Source organism: Acinetobacter sp. ANC 4636 (assembly GCF_054454555.1).
Map to the genome: position 1 here is coordinate 44,247 of NZ_JBTKVD010000011.1, position 16,854 is coordinate 61,100.

At 41.1% G+C, this 16,854-nt stretch carries 14 protein-coding genes and 8 tRNA genes; 6 read left to right on the forward strand and 16 right to left on the reverse strand.

Going from position 1 to position 16,854, the window contains the following annotated elements:
• The first annotated feature begins 65 nt into the window (after positions 1–65).
• Positions 66–626 carry a hypothetical protein gene (locus tag ACX1N5_RS12050; RefSeq protein ID WP_004750745.1) on the forward strand — a complete coding sequence of 187 codons (561 nt, stop codon included), beginning with the start codon at positions 66–68 and terminating at the stop codon, positions 624–626.
• A gap of 242 nt (positions 627–868) precedes the next feature.
• On the opposite strand, the gene ACX1N5_RS12055 is transcribed toward ACX1N5_RS12050, so the two are convergent.
• The 10 genes from ACX1N5_RS12055 to ACX1N5_RS12100 form a co-directional block, all read right to left on the reverse strand.
• Positions 869–944 (reverse strand) — tRNA-Val (locus ACX1N5_RS12055).
• Between the two features lie 24 nt (positions 945–968).
• Positions 969–1,045: transfer RNA gene (locus ACX1N5_RS12060), tRNA-Asp, on the reverse strand.
• 45 nt (positions 1,046–1,090) lie between these two features.
• Positions 1,091–1,166, reverse strand: a tRNA-Val gene (locus tag ACX1N5_RS12065).
• Between the two features lie 21 nt (positions 1,167–1,187).
• Positions 1,188–1,264, reverse strand: a tRNA-Asp gene (locus ACX1N5_RS12070).
• A 43-nt stretch (positions 1,265–1,307) separates the two neighbouring features.
• Positions 1,308–1,383: transfer RNA gene (locus ACX1N5_RS12075), tRNA-Val, on the reverse strand.
• 18 nt (positions 1,384–1,401) lie between these two features.
• Positions 1,402–1,478, reverse strand: a tRNA-Asp gene (locus tag ACX1N5_RS12080).
• 50 nt (positions 1,479–1,528) lie between these two features.
• Positions 1,529–1,605, reverse strand: a tRNA-Asp gene (locus tag ACX1N5_RS12085).
• Between the two features lie 23 nt (positions 1,606–1,628).
• Positions 1,629–1,704, reverse strand: a tRNA-Val gene (locus ACX1N5_RS12090).
• Positions 1,705–1,863: 159 nt separating this feature from the next.
• Entirely contained in the window at positions 1,864–2,397 is a 534-nt protein-coding gene (elsL, locus tag ACX1N5_RS12095) for a cell wall-recycling L,D-carboxypeptidase ElsL (protein ID WP_458802669.1), read from the reverse strand.
• The gene (locus tag ACX1N5_RS12100; RefSeq protein ID WP_458802671.1) at positions 2,397–2,774 is read right to left on the reverse strand and encodes a YbaN family protein; all 378 of its coding nucleotides are present in this window, start codon (positions 2,772–2,774) and stop codon (positions 2,397–2,399) included. The genes elsL and ACX1N5_RS12100 overlap by 1 nt, the downstream gene beginning before the upstream one ends.
• Before the next feature lie 42 nt (positions 2,775–2,816).
• On the opposite strand from ACX1N5_RS12100, the gene ACX1N5_RS12105 reads away from it, so the two are divergent.
• From ACX1N5_RS12105 to dapE, 3 genes are all read left to right on the forward strand, one after another.
• Positions 2,817–3,734 (forward strand): DUF1853 family protein, encoded by a 918-nt coding sequence (locus tag ACX1N5_RS12105; protein ID WP_458802673.1) that lies wholly within the window; start codon positions 2,817–2,819, stop codon positions 3,732–3,734.
• A gap of 84 nt (positions 3,735–3,818) precedes the next feature.
• Entirely contained in the window at positions 3,819–3,959 is a 141-nt protein-coding gene (locus ACX1N5_RS12110; RefSeq protein ID WP_131382159.1) for an entericidin A/B family lipoprotein, read from the forward strand.
• 107 nt (positions 3,960–4,066) lie between these two features.
• Positions 4,067–5,200, forward strand: a complete 1,134-nt coding sequence (dapE, locus tag ACX1N5_RS12115) for a succinyl-diaminopimelate desuccinylase (RefSeq protein ID WP_458802675.1) — start codon at positions 4,067–4,069, stop codon at positions 5,198–5,200.
• A gap of 58 nt (positions 5,201–5,258) precedes the next feature.
• On the opposite strand, the gene ACX1N5_RS12120 is transcribed toward dapE, so the two are convergent.
• The 6 genes from ACX1N5_RS12120 to pilG all read right to left on the reverse strand — a co-directional run bounded on the left by ACX1N5_RS12120 (position 5,259) and on the right by pilG (position 14,125).
• A complete protein-coding gene (locus ACX1N5_RS12120; protein ID WP_131382162.1) occupies positions 5,259–5,708 on the reverse strand; it encodes a hypothetical protein in 450 nt (149 codons plus the stop codon).
• Positions 5,709–5,718: 10 nt separating this feature from the next.
• Positions 5,719–10,578, reverse strand: coding sequence for a hybrid sensor histidine kinase/response regulator (locus tag ACX1N5_RS12125; RefSeq protein WP_458802677.1), 4,860 nt, complete (start codon positions 10,576–10,578; stop codon positions 5,719–5,721).
• Positions 10,579–10,701: 123 nt separating this feature from the next.
• On the reverse strand, positions 10,702–12,774 hold the full coding sequence (locus ACX1N5_RS12130; protein WP_131382166.1) for a methyl-accepting chemotaxis protein: 2,073 nt from the start codon (positions 12,772–12,774) through the stop codon (positions 10,702–10,704).
• A gap of 46 nt (positions 12,775–12,820) precedes the next feature.
• Positions 12,821–13,348, reverse strand: a complete 528-nt coding sequence (locus ACX1N5_RS12135) for a chemotaxis protein CheW (RefSeq protein ID WP_131382167.1) — start codon at positions 13,346–13,348, stop codon at positions 12,821–12,823.
• A 3-nt stretch (positions 13,349–13,351) separates the two neighbouring features.
• On the reverse strand, positions 13,352–13,720 hold the full coding sequence (locus tag ACX1N5_RS12140; protein WP_004750724.1) for a response regulator: 369 nt from the start codon (positions 13,718–13,720) through the stop codon (positions 13,352–13,354).
• 21 nt (positions 13,721–13,741) lie between these two features.
• Positions 13,742–14,125 (reverse strand): twitching motility response regulator PilG, encoded by a 384-nt coding sequence (gene pilG / locus ACX1N5_RS12145; protein WP_004901860.1) that lies wholly within the window; start codon positions 14,123–14,125, stop codon positions 13,742–13,744.
• Positions 14,126–14,413: 288 nt separating this feature from the next.
• Here pilG and ACX1N5_RS12150 point away from each other — a divergent pair, with 288 nt between their 5' ends.
• Both ACX1N5_RS12150 and ACX1N5_RS12155 read left to right on the forward strand, forming a co-directional pair.
• On the forward strand, positions 14,414–15,028 hold the full coding sequence (locus ACX1N5_RS12150; protein WP_458802680.1) for a hypothetical protein: 615 nt from the start codon (positions 14,414–14,416) through the stop codon (positions 15,026–15,028).
• Between the two features lie 103 nt (positions 15,029–15,131).
• On the forward strand, positions 15,132–16,847 hold the full coding sequence (locus ACX1N5_RS12155) for a proline--tRNA ligase (RefSeq protein WP_458802682.1): 1,716 nt from the start codon (positions 15,132–15,134) through the stop codon (positions 16,845–16,847).
• Positions 16,848–16,854 lie beyond the last annotated feature (7 nt).

Sequence of the window (16,854 nt, forward strand, 5' to 3'; positions counted from 1 at the left end):
ATATGTTGACGTTTCGCCAATGTTTAATGCTAAACTTTTTGAGTATCTATTTGTAACTATTCGCTATGACCGCTAAAACCTTATATGCATATACTTTGCAACCCGTAAATTATGAAGTTTCTGAAGCCGAACAGCGTAATGCGCAGTTGATGATTTGGCGGAGTACCAACAAAATCAGCCTTAAAGCTTGGGCAATTATGGGCGCTGTGGTAGTACTGGCGCTTTTGGGGATTGCCCTGATCAAGAACTATTCCACGATTTTTTGTTGGGTTGCGATTGTCTGTGTCATTGTTTATCTACTCATTCGTAAATTTGGTTTAGAATGGTATGTGAAACGCAAAATGAACGAATTTCCAACTCAAGAAATTAAAGGAATTCGTTTAGGTGTACAACCTCATGGTCTAGTCATGCGCCAACAAATGGGTGCACAAGAAGGTGTTGGAACCGTAGGCTGGAAAGATATGTACGAATGGTACAACACGCCTGAATTCCTGCTCATCAACTTTAAAGTCAAAGATCAACAAGGCGCATATATTTTGCCAAAACGCATGGATTCGAGAAACTTCCCTTTTGAAACCATTCGCAAACACTTAAAAGAAAGTGTAGGTGAACCTAAGCAAATCTAAAGCATAAAAATATAAAAAAAACCTCCTATAGGAGGTTTTTTTTATTGATCAGCAATCAGCAATCAGCAATCAGCAATCAGCAATCAGCAATCAGCAATCAGCAATCAGCAATCAGCAATCAGCAATCAGCAATCAGCAATCAGCAATCAGCAATCAGCAATCAGCAATCAGCAATCAGAGCTTAAAGCAAAGTATGAAATATAGAATATTTAAATAAAAAAGGAGAATATTTTTTAAATATATGGTGGGCGCTGACGGGATCGAACCGCCGACATTCTGCTTGTAAGGCAGACGCTCTACCAACTGAGCTAAGCGCCCTATATAGGGAGTGGACTTAAGAGATGGCGCAGCGGACGGGGCTCGAACCCGCGACCCCCGGCGTGACAGGCCGGTATTCTAACCAACTGAACTACCGCTGCACGGTAAACCTAAAAGCTAAGTCGCTAAAGCTTTTAAGTTAAATATGGTGGGCGCTGACGGGATCGAACCGCCGACATTCTGCTTGTAAGGCAGACGCTCTACCAACTGAGCTAAGCGCCCTCATGGGGTTTGGACTTTAAATGGCGCAGCGGACGGGACTCGAACCCGCGACCCCCGGCGTGACAGGCCGGTATTCTAACCAACTGAACTACCGCTGCACGGTAAACCTAAAAGTTAAGTCGCTAAAACTTTTAAGTAATATGGTGGGCGCTGACGGGATCGAACCGCCGACATTCTGCTTGTAAGGCAGACGCTCTACCAACTGAGCTAAGCGCCCCAAAAGCGGTTATGTAAATGGCGCAGCGGACGGGACTCGAACCCGCGACCCCCGGCGTGACAGGCCGGTATTCTAACCAACTGAACTACCGCTGCACTTACACAATATCGCATTTGTGGTACAAACAATGATTAAACTCTACAAGTGGCGCAGCGGACGGGGCTCGAACCCGCGACCCCCGGCGTGACAGGCCGGTATTCTAACCAACTGAACTACCGCTGCACTGAGAGTTTAACGTAAAGGCTTGGTGGGCGCTGACGGGATCGAACCGCCGACATTCTGCTTGTAAGGCAGACGCTCTACCAACTGAGCTAAGCGCCCTTAACGTCTTTATCGTTTGTGAGGTGCATTATAGAGAATCTTGATCTACTGTCAAACGCTTTTCGAGGCATTTCGTTATTTTTGTATCTGAATGATTAAAAAATAAGTCATTTTTCGCTAAATGCTGTAAATCTCAGTAAAATGAGGCGTTATTTTGGCTTAAACCTCAAGTGAATCATAAATTTGTTGATCAATTTTACACTCAGACAAATACACTAAAGCATCCGTAGCAATAGATTCAAATAGCTCGATAACATCCTGATTCCGCATGCGGATACACCCATGCGAAGCTGCAATTCCCATTGGTTGATTATCTGGCGTACCATGAATATAAATGTAACGGCGATAGGTGTCACAACCCTCACCAAGGTTAAAGCCCTGTTCTAGACCCTGTAACCATAAAATACGAGATAAAATCCAGTCACGTTCAGGAAACTGTGCAGCATAATCTGCCGAATAAGTTTCGCCCGTTGCTTGCCGTGCAATAAAAACACTGTTAGCTGGTAAATTCTGACCAATTTTTTCTACAACTCGATGCCAGCCTCTTGGGGTTTTACCACTATTTTCAGCTTCGCCAATGCCATTTTTTCCAGAGGAAATCAGATATTTCTTCTTGAGTTTAGGCAATATCAAGGTTTGAGTCTCAAGATCTATTAAAATATCCGCATCATGCAAGGAAGTTGGAAGCATCATTATTTTCTCAAATCGTGGGCAGCAGGTTCAGGTCGTTGCCACAGCCAAATGACAATGATCAACATTGTGATATCGGTAAATACCTTAACAAGAAGTGGCGCTCGGGTAAACAACATGATCATAGCACTGATGAACATCATGCCAGATGCCCAATATTTGGCTTTACGTGGTACTGTGCCATGCTCACGCCAATTGCGTAATGTTACGCCATATTTAGGATGATTAAGTAACCATGCATCCATCTGTGGCCAGCCTTTCGATGCAGCCCAAGCAGCTAAAATCAAAAAAATGGTGGTTGGCATTCCAGGTAAAATGGCACCTATCATTGCCAATATGACAAAGATACTCACTAGAATACGCCAAAACAATGTTTTCATTCAACAACCTGCTCAGATGAACAGTGCTAGTATAAGGTCTTCATGGTAATTGGTGTAATTTTAATGACTCACCCCATACTGCCTTTACACCAAAACGATTATTTTGAGCCTTGGCTAATTTTCACACAACCCTGTGTACGACAATTGGCTTTTGCAATTGCTAGCCCAAATTTACTGTGTGAGTTGCCTTTGGAACTGGAGATTCGACACGGTTTTCACTTACATGATGCTGCCACATGGCAACAATATTATCTACAGTATCAATCTCGCCTAAAGCAACTGGATCATGACCCTACTCCATTACAGCAATTTCTAGCACAACTCAAAAGCACACGCCTAGGACTACGCTTTGAAATGTTGTTATGGTTCTGGTTACAAGACAATCCTGAACAGCGTTATCACCCCTATGAGCTATTAGGGCATAGCCTACAACAAATTGATGGCGCAAAAACCTTGGGTGAACTTGATTTTGTGGTATTTAATCATCAAAGCCAACAAGTTGAACATTGGGAAGTGGCATTAAAGTATTACTTGGCAGAACGTGATTACAGCTTACCTTTTTGGTATGGCTTAAATCGCGATGATACCTTCTTAAAAAAACTGCGCCATTTCACCGAACGCCAATTCCAGTTCGATGAGGTTTTGGGGCGTCGTATTCAGCAAAAATTTGCAGTACTCAAAGGGCAACTTTTTCTTCCTGAGCATCAATTATTTGCAACTCCATCATGGATCGCAACACAACGTCGTTTAGGGGTTTGGGGAACTTCGATTCCGAAACAGCCCATGCAGCATTTAACACGCCATGAATGGATTTGCCCTAACCTTCAGTCAACTTCAACTGCTGCACAGTGGTGGTCCAACGGCTTATATTATGATGCAAACACACAACTTACTTATATGTATCGCCAACCTGCTTTGATTGATTCTGTATACAAATGCTACAAAGTGATTACATTTTAAATGTCAAACATCAATACTTTTTTAAATACGGCTTGTTTATGCTTGATCTTACAGTAACAAAAAATGACATACTGGAGAGTCTTAATGAAAAAAATTCTATTTGCTTCAATCGCATTTGCTATTGTTCTGACTGGTTGTAATACGCTTAGAGGTGTTGGTCAAGATGTATCATCTGCAGGGCACGTTGTCTCCGATACTGCAACAAATACCCAAGATAAAATGTAATAACATAATGATGTCAAAAAAACCTTATCTTTCTGATAAGGTTTTTTTATTGCTGACTTTCCCCTATCATAATCAACAAATTTTATCCTGCTAGATTTTTGCTGCTTATGTCTACTTCCGAAACTCTTGATCTTAGTCTAGAACTTTTACGTCAGCCATCTGTGACACCTGTTGATCATAACTGCCAAACCATAATGGCAGAGCGCTTGGCAAAGGTTGGCTTTCATATTGAGCCAATGCGTTTTGGAGAAGTTGATAACCTTTGGGCACGCCGAGGTACAACCGAACCTGTATTCTGCTTTGCAGGTCATACTGATGTAGTCCCAACGGGTAATCTAGAGGACTGGAAAACCCAGCCATTCCAACCAGAAATTAAAGACGGTAAATTGTACGGTCGTGGTAGTGCCGATATGAAAACAGCACTCGCTGCCATGGTGGTTGCAACCGAGCGTTTTGTTGCCAAACACCCAAACCACAAAGGCTCTATTGCGTATTTAATTACTTCCGATGAGGAAGGTCCTGCAATTAATGGCACAGTAAAAGTGATTGAAACTTTAGAAGCTCGTCAGGAAAAACTCACTTGGTGCCTTGTAGGTGAACCATCAAGCACTCATCGCCTTGGTGATATTGTCAAAAATGGACGCCGCGGATCTCTCAATGCCGTTTTAACCATCCAAGGTAAACAAGGTCATGTTGCCTACCCTCATCTTTCCAACAACCCGATTCATCAGGCATCTCCTGCACTGAACGAGCTTTGTAACACGGTATGGGATCATGGCAATGAATATTTTCCAGCGACTTCATTCCAGATTTCAAATATCCATGCAGGCACAGGCGCAACCAATGTGATTCCTGGAACACTCAGTGTAACTTTCAATTTCCGTTACTGCACAGAAGTCACCGCCGAACAATTACAAACACGTGTGATTGAAATTCTCAACAAGCACAAATTAAATTTTGAAATTCAATGGACACTCTCTGGTTTACCATTCCTTACTCCAGTGGGTGAACTCGTTAAAGCAACTCAGCATGCAATTCGTGAGGTTTGTGGAATTGAAACCGAATTATCGACCAGTGGCGGAACTTCAGATGGTCGTTTTATTGCACCAACAGGCGCACAAGTCCTTGAATTAGGAGTACTCAATGCAACAATTCATCAGGTCAATGAGCATGTCAATGTCGATGAGCTTGAGCCTTTAGCCCGTATTTATGAAGAAATTCTGGTACAACTGCTTGCCTAATTTAAGCCAAATAAAAAAGCCTTCGTGATCGAAGGCTTTTTATTTTTTTCAATTCAAATTAAACAGAAATTCCCAGTTCACGTTGAATTTCTACCAAATTAGGAATGTGATACTGCTTACCCTCAGCCACAACATATTGGAAAACTTTAGGGTCATCAATCAGTCGATCATCATCAACAACCTCAGAGATACGTAAGCGGATACCTCGTGGCATTTCATTACATAACAAAGCAAACCGCTGAGTAATTTCATCACCTTCAATGACTAAGGCAATTCCCTCTTCCATATCAGGATGATGAATCGCATAAATTGGCAAATTAATATCATGCCAAGTGAGTACATTGGCTTGTGTCTCTGTATTTTGTGCTGACAATACAATATTTTGAGGGATCAGCATGGGAACTTGGTTATAACACTCAATAATATAAGCATCAATAAAGCCCGTAGAGACTGAAATTAAATGTTGCAGCTCTTGCTGATCAATATTATGTATACGTTCGGTATTCATCTGCTATTCCTCAAGCCTCTACCAAAATTTGCTCAATATGGTGCAGCAAATCTGCTTCCTGGAATGGTTTACCCATATAGTGAGTTACACCTAAGCTAAATGCACGCTCACGATGTTTTTCACCTGTACGCGATGTAATCATGATGATTGGTAAATCACGATAAACTGCATGATGACGCAATGTATTGGTGACTTCGAAACCATCCATTCGAGGCATTTCGATATCAAGCAACATAACATCTGGCTTGATATGTTCAATTTGCTCAATGGCATCTACACCATCTTTTGCTGTTACTACATCATAACCATGACGTTCTAATAAGCGCGATGTTACTTTACGTACTGTCACCGAGTCATCGACAATCATCACTAATCGGCGAGCACGAGTAACTTTGGCAACATCACGACGCTGTTCAGATAGAGCAGCTGTACGCTGAGTGCTTTGGATACGGCGCGCAATATTATGACCATCGAGAATCAGACAAACTTGACCATCCCCCAAAATCGTTGCACCACCGATCACATCAATTTTTGCTAATTGCTGACCCAATGGTTTCACTACAATTTGTGCACGAGAGCCGATCAACTGGTCAACCAACAATGCAACGGTCTGGTTGTTATGACCTTTAATTAACAGTACAGGTAACGAATGTCCCACACCACTTAAACGAGGTACTGGCTGATGCCCAACAAATTCAGAGACATAACGCAGTTTATACTTTTGTCCATCAATACCGAAGGCTTCTTCATTACCTGCAAAGTAATCAGCTAGAGCTTGTGGAGAAATTCGTACAATACGCTCAATCTGAGTCAATGGAATTGCAAACTGCTGATCAGCAACTTTCACCATCAAGGCATCACTGACCGCAACCGTTGTTGGAACGCGGATAATAAATGTCGTTCCACGACCTTGCTCAGATTGAATAGAAACGTGCCCACCCAGGGTTTTAATTTCACTTTGTACAACATCCAGACCGACACCACGACCAGAAATCTGTGTAACTTCTTTTGCTGTCGAAAAACCAGAATGGAAGATGTATTGTAAAATTTCCTGCTGACTTAAATTATGATCAGCACTAATCAAACCTAGCTGGCGAGCTTTGTTTTCGATCTTACTCGGATTAATTCCTCGCCCATCGTCACGCACCTCAACCACAATATCAGAACCCTGACGGCCGATTTCAATCTCAATACGTCCTGCCTCAGGCTTATGCTGTGCTAAGCGTTCTTCTGCCGACTCAATCCCATGGTCAATCGCGTTACGCATCATGTGTTCCAACGGCGTAACCAATCGCTCCAAAATACTTCGGTCAAGTTCAACATCTTGATTGACAAAGTTTAAATTGACTGCACGATTCAAAGTCGATGACGTTTGGCGAACGAGACGCTGTAAACGACTTAAAATACGCGAGAATGGTACGAGACGTACACGCATCAAGCCATCTTGCATTTCGGCCTGAATACGGGACTGTTGTAACAGTAATGCCTCTGCATCGCGAACTTTGTCGGCTAGTGTCACTTTAAAGTCGATCAAATCCGATGCAGATTCCGCCAATGATTTAGATAATTGATTCAAGGATGAATATTGATCCATCTCCAAGGGGTCAAAATCAGCATAGCGAGAATTTTCCATTCCATGCTTGGCAATAATCTGGGTTTCAAGTTCGCCTTCCATTCGACGTAACTGATCAGACAAACGCTGAATTGCCAGTTCCATTTCATTGAGCGTGATGGTGAACTGACTGATTCCCATTTCAATACGCGAACGGTTAATTGCATTTTCACCTGTCAAGTTGATCATTGTCTCAACTAGACCTGCAGAAATACGAATCATCTCATTATTTTGATCTGTGGTATTTTCAGTATCCCACTCACCCAGCATTGAAGGAGGTTCTGTACCATCCCCTTCAATAAAGCCAGCAAATGGATTATTCGCGAAATCGAGATGACTAGAAGTTTGTTGCGGTAATTGTACAGAGACATCAATAAACTCAATCGAAGTCAACTGCTGTTTCAGCGTATCTAGACCATCATATTGATTCGATTGAATCGCCTGCTGCAACCATGCAACGATATTGAGCAATAAGCCATCATATACATTTGAGCTAAACTGGCGTAATGCAAATTGTTCGAATGTATTTTCCAATGCTGTTGCAATATCGATGACAGGTTGCACCCCCGCCATACGTGCAGCACCTTTAATAGTGTGTGTATCACGTTGCAATTCAAGCAGCAAACTACGATTGGTACGCTGATCAAACCAATGCTGCAACCGCGTCTGAATTTTCTGAATAAGCTCTTGAGTTTCTTCAATAAAGCTTTCTTGAATCAATGCTTGTAATTCAACCGCCTGATCTGTAGCGTCAGGCTGATCAACCACAGGCTCAACAATAACTGATTGTGAAGCCGCTTTTGCTTCAACTGCAGCAAGTTCGTGTAAAACTTGTAGAATCGCTGTTGCTGGATAATCAATTCCTTTTTGCTGAATCACTTCAACACGTTCAGCAATCTGATCTTGTGCCAGACGCAAGACTGCCAGCAAATATTCGGTTGGCTGCAATTGCTGATAAATCAATTTCTCATAAACAGTTTCTAGTTCATGTGCAATTAAACCGATCTGAGTCGCCTGAATCATATTTGCACCACCTTTAAGGGTATGCAAATGACGCATCAGGACATTCAGATATTCAGGCTTATAATTTTCATGCAAATATGCATTAAAGTCATGATCAAGTTGTACCAGTAAATCTTCAGCCTCTTCCAAGAAGATGGTATTCAGATCTGCATCTGGCAACTGTATAGCTTCCGCACTATCCACTGCAAGATGATCACTAAAGATACGCTGTGCGACACGGCTGATTGGATCATTTACATTGATCTCTGGTTCAGCTAAGACTGGTGCATGAGTTTTAACCACAATCGGCTCAACAGACACATTGACTTGTGTCTGCTCAGCACGACGACTGATGCTCGGCTTCAATAACTCATCTAAAACTTGTAATGTGATGACTGCCGAATAATCGCATCGTGATTCACGAACCAAATCAATACGATCCGCAACAGCATCAAGCACCACACGCAATACTGCCACCAGTTTCGGCGATGTTTGTAATTGTCGGTTAATCAGACGTTCAAAAATTGTTTCCAGCTCATGCGCAATCAAGCCAATATTTTTCGCCTGAATCATATTTGCACCACCCTTTAAGGTATGCAAATAACGCATCAAATGATTCAATGCCTTAATGTGTTCAGGTTCTTGTTGATATATATTAAACGAATGATCAATCTGTGCTAACAGATCATCAGCTTCATCAAGGAATACATCTATAAGCTCTTGATCATCAAGAACTACACCTTGAGCCAAAGCCTGTTGATCTTGTGCTAATCGCTGTACATAACTTGATAAATCAAAGCTGGTTTCAGTTGCTGTTACGTGCTCTGGCTGCTGTTGCTGTAACCAATCCAACAAATCATTCAAGACATGCTCTGTCTGGTTCGACAAATAAACCATTTGCCCCGTTGCAAGCAAGTCAAAGTAATGGATTAATTCTTGATGAGCATCATCAAATAGCTCAAACGTATAGTCGGAATCCAACACCCATGTTTTATCTAAAACAACCTGATAGCAAGATTTCAACTTATCTGCTAACTGAGGCAATGCGAGTGTTGAAAATTTATCAGTATACTCTCTAAGAATAGTGGCTTCTTGAATTAAAGTTGCAAGATAGCGTGTTGGGTCATCTTGAATAGATTTTTCAAAATCATGCTCAGCATCCAGCAAATGGTCAATATTCAACGCCATAATGTCATTGATTAAACCACTAATATTTAGTGCTTCTTTAGTATGTTGCTGATTTTCTTGGTACTCATGCCACGTACGCTCAAACTCTTCAGCTGCACCAATGCTTTGTTCAGTCGTTTCCTGTTTCAGATCAGCGAGATACGTCGTGATAAACTTAGAAAAGTTCACCAATAGATCCGTTTCCGCATCTGTCAAAGATTTCTCTTTTTGTAAATGTGCCTTTAACGCATGTTCAACATTGGCACTCGCTTGAAAAATTGGTTCAATATGTGCCATGCCCGAACTACCTTTTAAGGTATGTAAAGCACGAATTAACGCATCAATCTGTTTTTCAGATGGATCAAGTTGTTGAACAAACTGATTAATCGTATCTAAATGCTCTAATGCCTCTTCCAAATAAATTGTTAAGGTCTCAGAAAATACGATTTCTTCTTTAGCCTGTGCAGAAGCTGGTTGACCAACCAAATCAACATCAACGAATTGTTCAACAGGCAAGGCAATATCAACCACAGCATCTTTGGTTTCAGATTGCTTAGTATCAACCAACTCAAGCCCTATAATATCAGCTTCACTGTGCAAGTTTGCTGTGACAGTCAAAAGATCTTGTAAAGCAGTATCTGGGGTTTGCTGTTGCTGTAACTGGTGTCCAAGTAATACCAGTGGGCGCAAGTCCAAGGTTAAAGCCTGCTGCTGCTGCAATAACGGATAAAGCTTATATTGAAAAACCCGAAAGCATGCCAAAGCAAATTGCTGAATCTGAGCAGACAAATCTACACTTTTCGCCATGACTCGATTGAGTAGATCTTCAGTTGTCCAAGCCAGCTCACCCGCTTGATAAGCCCCAACCATTCGCCCAGATCCTTTTAAGGTATGGAAATGACGGCGAATGTCTTTTAAATACTGTTCATTATTGGCATCTGCTAACCACAATGGAAATAGATGCTCAAATTCAGCCAAGATTTCCTGAAGCTCTTCAACAAAGATCTCTAAAATCTCAGCATCCTGTTCTAAATAGCCATCTTCAGGCAACGAGATCGTTGTTACCAAATTTTTTAGTATTTCTTTCATCGCTCAAACTTCTTCTGTTTAGCTTGATATTGTTGAGCGCAAGCTAGAGACATCTAGCTACTGCGGTTGCTCCAAGGGCTTCTCATTCGTAAACAAGAAACCCTTTCAACAGACAAAAGTTATTTATTCAGGTAACTTAAAGTCTGTTACAGATTCACGGAGTGACTCCGCCATATTTGCCAACTCAGAAACAGATCGTGCTGTATCAAAACTTGAAGTCGTTGTTTGTGATGTAATGTCTTGTACAACGTTCATCGTATTGGCAATATGACTTGCAGATGCTGACTGCAATTGTGCAGCATTTGAAATGTTGTCAATCAACTGTGCCAATGCTTTCGATACGTTTTGGATCTCATCCAAGGCAACCCCCGCATCCTTCGCCAAGTTAGCACCACGTACAACCTCGGCAGTCGTATGTTCCATGGAGATAACGGCTTCGTTGGTATCGGCCTGAATGGTTTTTACAAGGTTTTCAATCTGTTTGGTTGCAGATGCTGAACGTTCCGCAAGACGCTGGACTTCATCGGCAACCACCGCGAAACCACGACCAGCTTCACCTGCCATAGATGCCTGAATTGCTGCGTTCAAAGCCAAGATGTTCGTTTGGTCGGCAATATCGTTAATCAGAGAGACGATGTTACCAATCTCTTGAGAAGATTCACCCAAACGTTTAATACGTTTTGAGGTTTCTTGAATCTGCTCACGAATATTATCCATACCTTCAATCGAACGGTTTACAACATCCGCGCCATTTGCCGCGATGACAACCGAACGCTGCGCAACCTCTGCAGATTCTGTTGCGTTGGTAGATACCTGATCAATAGACAATGCCATTTCATTCATTGCAGCTGAGGCACCGGCAATCTCTTGTGCCTGATGTTCTGCAGCTTCAGCAAGCTGGTTGGTAATGTGCTGTGTGCCTTGAGAATAACGTGCAACTTCTTGAGAGGTGTCATTAATTCGCGATACCAAGTCACGTAACTGGTCAATCGCAAAGTTAATAGAGTCGGCAATCGCACCGGTAAAGTCTTCCGATACTGTTGCATAACTACGCAAGTCACCATCTGCCAAATCGGCGATTTCATCAAGTAAACGTAAAATCGCATTCTGGTTACGGTCATATTCTTCTTGCAAGCTGTCCATACGGACTTTATCGGCTTCACCACGTAGGCTTAAAAGACGATATGCACAGTATAAGAATCCAACAAAGCTGATAATTAACAGGAATGAGAAGTAAATTGTTGCAGATGCTGTAGTTGATAATTTATTTAATGATGCAAGCAAATCACCAGACTGGTTAAAGATTTGCGCTGTTGATTTCTGTACAGCTGCAACTTTAGCAGAGTTGTTGAAAAGTACTGCCGCACCTGTTTTGATGACTTGATTATACTCAGTCTGAATTTCAGTGAGCTGATCACGCAAATCTGGATCATCAATACGTGCTACACCTAACTCTGCACTACCATTTAATTGTGCATTGAGATACTTACCAAAAGTATCGGCATCTGTTTTAAAGTCATCTGCTGATTCTTTTGAGGTGTCTGATACTGATAAAATTGCATCAATTGAACGTAAAATACGCTCAGCAATCAACACTTGGTTTTTTGCAATAACAACCTGACTACTCGGCATATTGCTGTGTACCATTTGGTCGACTACAGCATTATATTGCGCCTGCATACCAGGAACAACCTGACTAATTGCAACATTGGTATCGTACAATTTGTTCAAGATTTTTTCATTTTGAACGATGGTATCAATATTTTTTGAAGTTTGCGTCCATTGGTCTTCAACTTTCTTTAAATTGTCGACACGGCTATGAACTGTTTTTAAACTTGCCAAACTTGCATTGAATTGTTGTTGTAAGTTTTTAAGTTTTTTAACAGAGTCCTCAGAACCCGATGCTGTTGCATCAGTTGCTTGACGGGAAATCATCTGAGATAACAAACGTAACTCACCCAAACTTTCAGTCTGGGTTTTGTTACGCGGTACGCTATATGCCAGAACCAATAAAAGTACAAAAGAAACGGCTGCACACACCAAACCCATCTGAATAAATGGTTTTGCACGCTCACGGTCACCAAATGTGTCCGAAGTCGCATCAAGCGTGTCTTTTATCTTACGAACAAAGCCTTCATCACTATTTAAACTGATTTGGTCTGTTGTTGTACCTTTTAATTTATCAAAAAAGCCCATCCAGCTTCTCCCCAGAATCGCAATATTTAAGCGATGTAATCATTTATTACTTTATCGCGGCATTCATATATTCAGTATCTTTCAGCATTCGGCTGAATAAGAAAATATTCCAGTCTCGTTGGTGTTGGCTAAAATAGCCTTGACAGTATTTTTGGAGTCGTTGATCTAAAGATCTATTACTTGAAAAGAAACTTCTTTTATTGAAATGTTGAATACCAAGCACTTGATCTACAGCTAAGCCTAGATATTGGTCTTGATGACTAATACATAATACTTTTTGTTGGCTTGGATTACGACTCGGTTCACCTGAAAAGTATTCAGGCAAATCTGTAATTGAAAGAAGTCGACCACGAATATTTGCCAATCCCTTTAGCCATGAATGGCTATTGGGAATAAAGGTATAATGTGGATAATAAATGACTTCTGATACTTCCCCAAGTGGAGCAACGAAGAATTGCCCCAACATTTCAAACGCAATACCTGACCATCGATTTACTTCATTTTCACTTGAGGTATAGTTTTTATTTCCTCGTTTTGCTAGGCGAAGTAATTCGATAAAACCATTTGCTGCCATAGTTTATCCCGCATTAAGATATTGTTTTATTACTTCGATTAATGCTTCTTCTTCCACAGGTTTTGTTAAATAATCACGTGCACCCTGACGTTTACCCCAAACACGGTCAGTTGCCTGATCTTTAGTACTCACAATAATAATCGGAATATGTTTGGTTTTCTCAGCACGCGTAATTTGACGGGTCGCCTGAAAACCGTTAACACCAGGCATGACCACATCCATCAGAATTAAATCTGGAAGTGCAGACTCGGCCAAGGTAACGCCATCGGCGCCATTGCTTGCATCAAGCACTTCATAGCCATGCTTAGTCAAAATCTCTTTAAAACGGAAAGTTTCTGTAGGAGAATCATCTACGATTAAAATACGTGCCATTATTTAATTTTCCCAAAACTCTTATGCAACGTGTGTACGAATTGCATCAATCAACTCATCTTTACTAAAAGGTTTAGTCAGATATTGATCTGAACCCACAATACGACCTTTTGCCTGATCAAACAAGCTATCTTTACTCGACAACATGATAATTGGAATATTTTGATATTGTTGTGAATTTTTGATTAAAGCGCAGGTTTGGTAACCATCTAAGCGAGGCATCATAATATCAACGAATACAATATCTGGATTTGTTTCAGCAATTTTTGACAATGCTTCAAATCCATCTACTGCGGTCACAACCTCATATCCTTCACGTTGTAAAAGCGTTTCAGCTGTACGGCGAATGGTTTTTGAATCATCAATTACCATAACTTTTAAATTTTTTGGGTTATCTTCTTGCATTTAATGATCCCTTCCCCTTGGAACAATGAAAATCAACAGTATGTAGATGGGTTTTCACAGTTATTTACAGATATTAAACATCTATTTTATTGCTTTTTCAACGAAGCTTTTCTGCTAGTTTGCCGACTTTTGGTGATACAGCCAACAAATTATTAACTTTTAGCTGATTAGTCTACCTTTTTTTCATTAAAAACTTAAATTTAGTCTTGAGTCAGATAAAACCCTTAGCCGATAATATGATCTGTATGCATAAAAATTTGATTATCTTTTTCAATTTTCGGGGACATCATGACATTTAACCAGCTAAAATTGCTAAAAATAATCATCTATATTTTTATACCATTTTCAATTTCTTCTCTAACACTTGCCGATAACTTACCCACGCCTGCCTGGTATCGTTATTATGATCGCAATGGTGTTGCCACGATTAGCTCTTCCATTTCTTCAACTCATATTCAACAGGGCTACGATGTTCTTGATCGAAGAATGCAGATTATTCGTCATGTTCCTGCTTTTAACGCCGAACGCTCACAACAAAACGCTCAATCCTATAGCATACAATCCAAACAACATGAAACCGATCTTCGACTCAAACAAGCATATACCTCTAGTCGAACAGCCGAATTAAAAAAACAAGAAGCGTTAAAAGCGATTAAAATTCAAATCAATATTCAACAACAACACACCAGAGATACCGCCCAAGACCAAGTGTCACTACGTCGTGAAGAACTGCAATATATACGTCAAGGCAAGTCTGTACCTGCTGCACTCAAAGATCGCATTCATCAAAATGATCAGGCGATAAACCACAGCAAAAATACGATTCTAGATTTGCAAAATAATTATCGGGATACTCAACTAAAATATGACAAGATTATCTCTCGTTTAAAATTAATGGAATAATCCTGTAAAATTCATGTCATAATTTTTCAATTCAAATGCTTCGCTCATTTTGAGCCGTTTTTATCGTATAATTTTTTCACCTTAAAGTATCAGGATAACCTCCATGCGCGCGAGTCGCTTTTTATTTGCAACGTTAAGAGAAACCCCAAACGATGCGGAAGTTATTTCGCACCAGTTAATGCTTCGAGCTGGCATGATTCGTAAATTAGCATCAGGTTTATACACTTGGCTGCCAATGGGTAAACGTGTGCTAAATAAAGTTGAAGCAATTGTGCGCGAAGAAATGAACCGTTCTAATGCATTAGAAGTGTTTATGCCTGTAACTCAGCCTGCCAGCCTTTGGGAAGAATCTGGTCGTTATGTACAATATGGCCCTGAATTACTGCGTTTTAAAGATCGTCATGATAACCCATTTGTACTTGGCCCAACTCACGAAGAAGTCATTACCGACTTGGCTCGTAATGAATTAAAAAGCTATAAACAACTGCCGATCAATTTCTATCAGATTCAAACTAAGTTTCGTGATGAAATACGCCCACGCTTTGGTGTGATGCGTTCACGCGAATTTGTGATGAAAGATGCTTACTCATTCCACGTAGATCAAGCCTCTTTGCAAGAAACTTATGATGTGATGTATGACACCTATTGCCGTATCTTCACACGCTTAGGCTTAAATTTCCGTCCAGTACAAGCAGATACAGGCTCAATTGGCGGTTCAGGCTCGCATGAATTCCATGTACTTGCAGAAAGTGGTGAAGACGATATCGTATTTTCAACTGAATCTGACTATGCAGCCAATGTTGAAAAAGCCGAAGCTGTATTGGTTGGTGAACGCCAAGCACCTGCTCAAGAACTTCAAGTGGTTGATACGCCAAATACCAAAACCATTGCAGATGTGTGTGCTTTCTTAAAAGCAGATCCAAAACAATCCGTGAAAGCGCTTTTGGTTCAAGGTATTGCCCAAGAAGATGGAAATGTTCCTGTCGTGGCACTCTTCCTGCGTGGCGATCATGAGCTGAATGAAATCAAAGCTGAAAAGCATCCACAAATTGCTGCTCCGCTGACTTTTGCCACTGAAGCTCAATTGCAACAATATGGTTTAACTGCTGGTTTCACAGGTCCACAAGGCTTAGTTGAAAAAGGTTTAACTGTAATCGTAGATCGCGCTGCATCAGTATTATCTGACTTTGTAGCAGGTGCGAATCAGGTTGATCAACATGCTACTGGGGTAAACTGGGAACGTGATGCTCAAATCAGTGAAGTTTATGACTTACGTAATGTCGTAGACGGCGACCCATCTCCAGACGGGAAAGGCGTTTTACAAATTAAACGTGGTATTGAAGTCGGTCATATCTTCCAGCTTGGGCAAAAATACTCTGAAGCGTTAGGCTGTAAGGTTCTTGGTGAAGATGGTAAACCTCTGACTGTTACTATGGGCTGTTACGGTATCGGGGTGACCCGTGTGGTGGCTTCTGCAATCGAACAAAATTACGATGACAAAGGTATTATTTGGCCATCAGCGATTGCACCATTTGAAGTGGCAATCGTACCAATGAATGCACACAAATCACCACGTACTTTGGAAGCTGCTGAAGCACTCTATGCAGAATTACAAGCGCAAGGTTTTGATGTATTGCTAGATGATCGTAATGAGCGCCCAGGCGTAAAATTCTCAGATCTTGAGCTAGTAGGTATTCCACACCGTATTGTGATTGGTGAAAAAGGCTTAGACGCAGGTACTTTTGAATATAAGGGTCGCCGTGATGCTGAATCAGTGAATATCAGTAAAGATGAGCTATTAGAAAAATTACGTGGCTAATTCAGCC

What these genes read in the sequence shown, in the direction of transcription:
- ACX1N5_RS12125 (WP_458802677.1), bottom strand. Translation starts at nt 10,578, where the DNA reads ATGAAAGAAATACTAAAAAATTTGGTAACAACGATCTCGTTGCCTGAA.
- elsL (WP_458802669.1), bottom strand. Translation starts at nt 2,397, where the DNA reads ATGATGCTTCCAACTTCCTTGCATGATGCGGATATTTTAATAGATCTT.
- ACX1N5_RS12050 (WP_004750745.1), top strand. Translation starts at nt 66, where the DNA reads ATGACCGCTAAAACCTTATATGCATATACTTTGCAACCCGTAAATTAT.
- ACX1N5_RS12100 (WP_458802671.1), bottom strand. Translation starts at nt 2,774, where the DNA reads ATGAAAACATTGTTTTGGCGTATTCTAGTGAGTATCTTTGTCATATTG.
- ACX1N5_RS12130 (WP_131382166.1), bottom strand. Translation starts at nt 12,774, where the DNA reads ATGGGCTTTTTTGATAAATTAAAAGGTACAACAACAGACCAAATCAGT.
- ACX1N5_RS12120 (WP_131382162.1), bottom strand. Translation starts at nt 5,708, where the DNA reads ATGAATACCGAACGTATACATAATATTGATCAGCAAGAGCTGCAACAT.
- dapE (WP_458802675.1), top strand. Translation starts at nt 4,067, where the DNA reads ATGTCTACTTCCGAAACTCTTGATCTTAGTCTAGAACTTTTACGTCAG.
- ACX1N5_RS12155 (WP_458802682.1), top strand. Translation starts at nt 15,132, where the DNA reads ATGCGCGCGAGTCGCTTTTTATTTGCAACGTTAAGAGAAACCCCAAAC.
- ACX1N5_RS12140 (WP_004750724.1), bottom strand. Translation starts at nt 13,720, where the DNA reads ATGGCACGTATTTTAATCGTAGATGATTCTCCTACAGAAACTTTCCGT.
- ACX1N5_RS12150 (WP_458802680.1), top strand. Translation starts at nt 14,414, where the DNA reads ATGACATTTAACCAGCTAAAATTGCTAAAAATAATCATCTATATTTTT.
- ACX1N5_RS12105 (WP_458802673.1), top strand. Translation starts at nt 2,817, where the DNA reads ATGGTAATTGGTGTAATTTTAATGACTCACCCCATACTGCCTTTACAC.
- ACX1N5_RS12110 (WP_131382159.1), top strand. Translation starts at nt 3,819, where the DNA reads ATGAAAAAAATTCTATTTGCTTCAATCGCATTTGCTATTGTTCTGACT.
- pilG (WP_004901860.1), bottom strand. Translation starts at nt 14,125, where the DNA reads ATGCAAGAAGATAACCCAAAAAATTTAAAAGTTATGGTAATTGATGAT.
- ACX1N5_RS12135 (WP_131382167.1), bottom strand. Translation starts at nt 13,348, where the DNA reads ATGGCAGCAAATGGTTTTATCGAATTACTTCGCCTAGCAAAACGAGGA.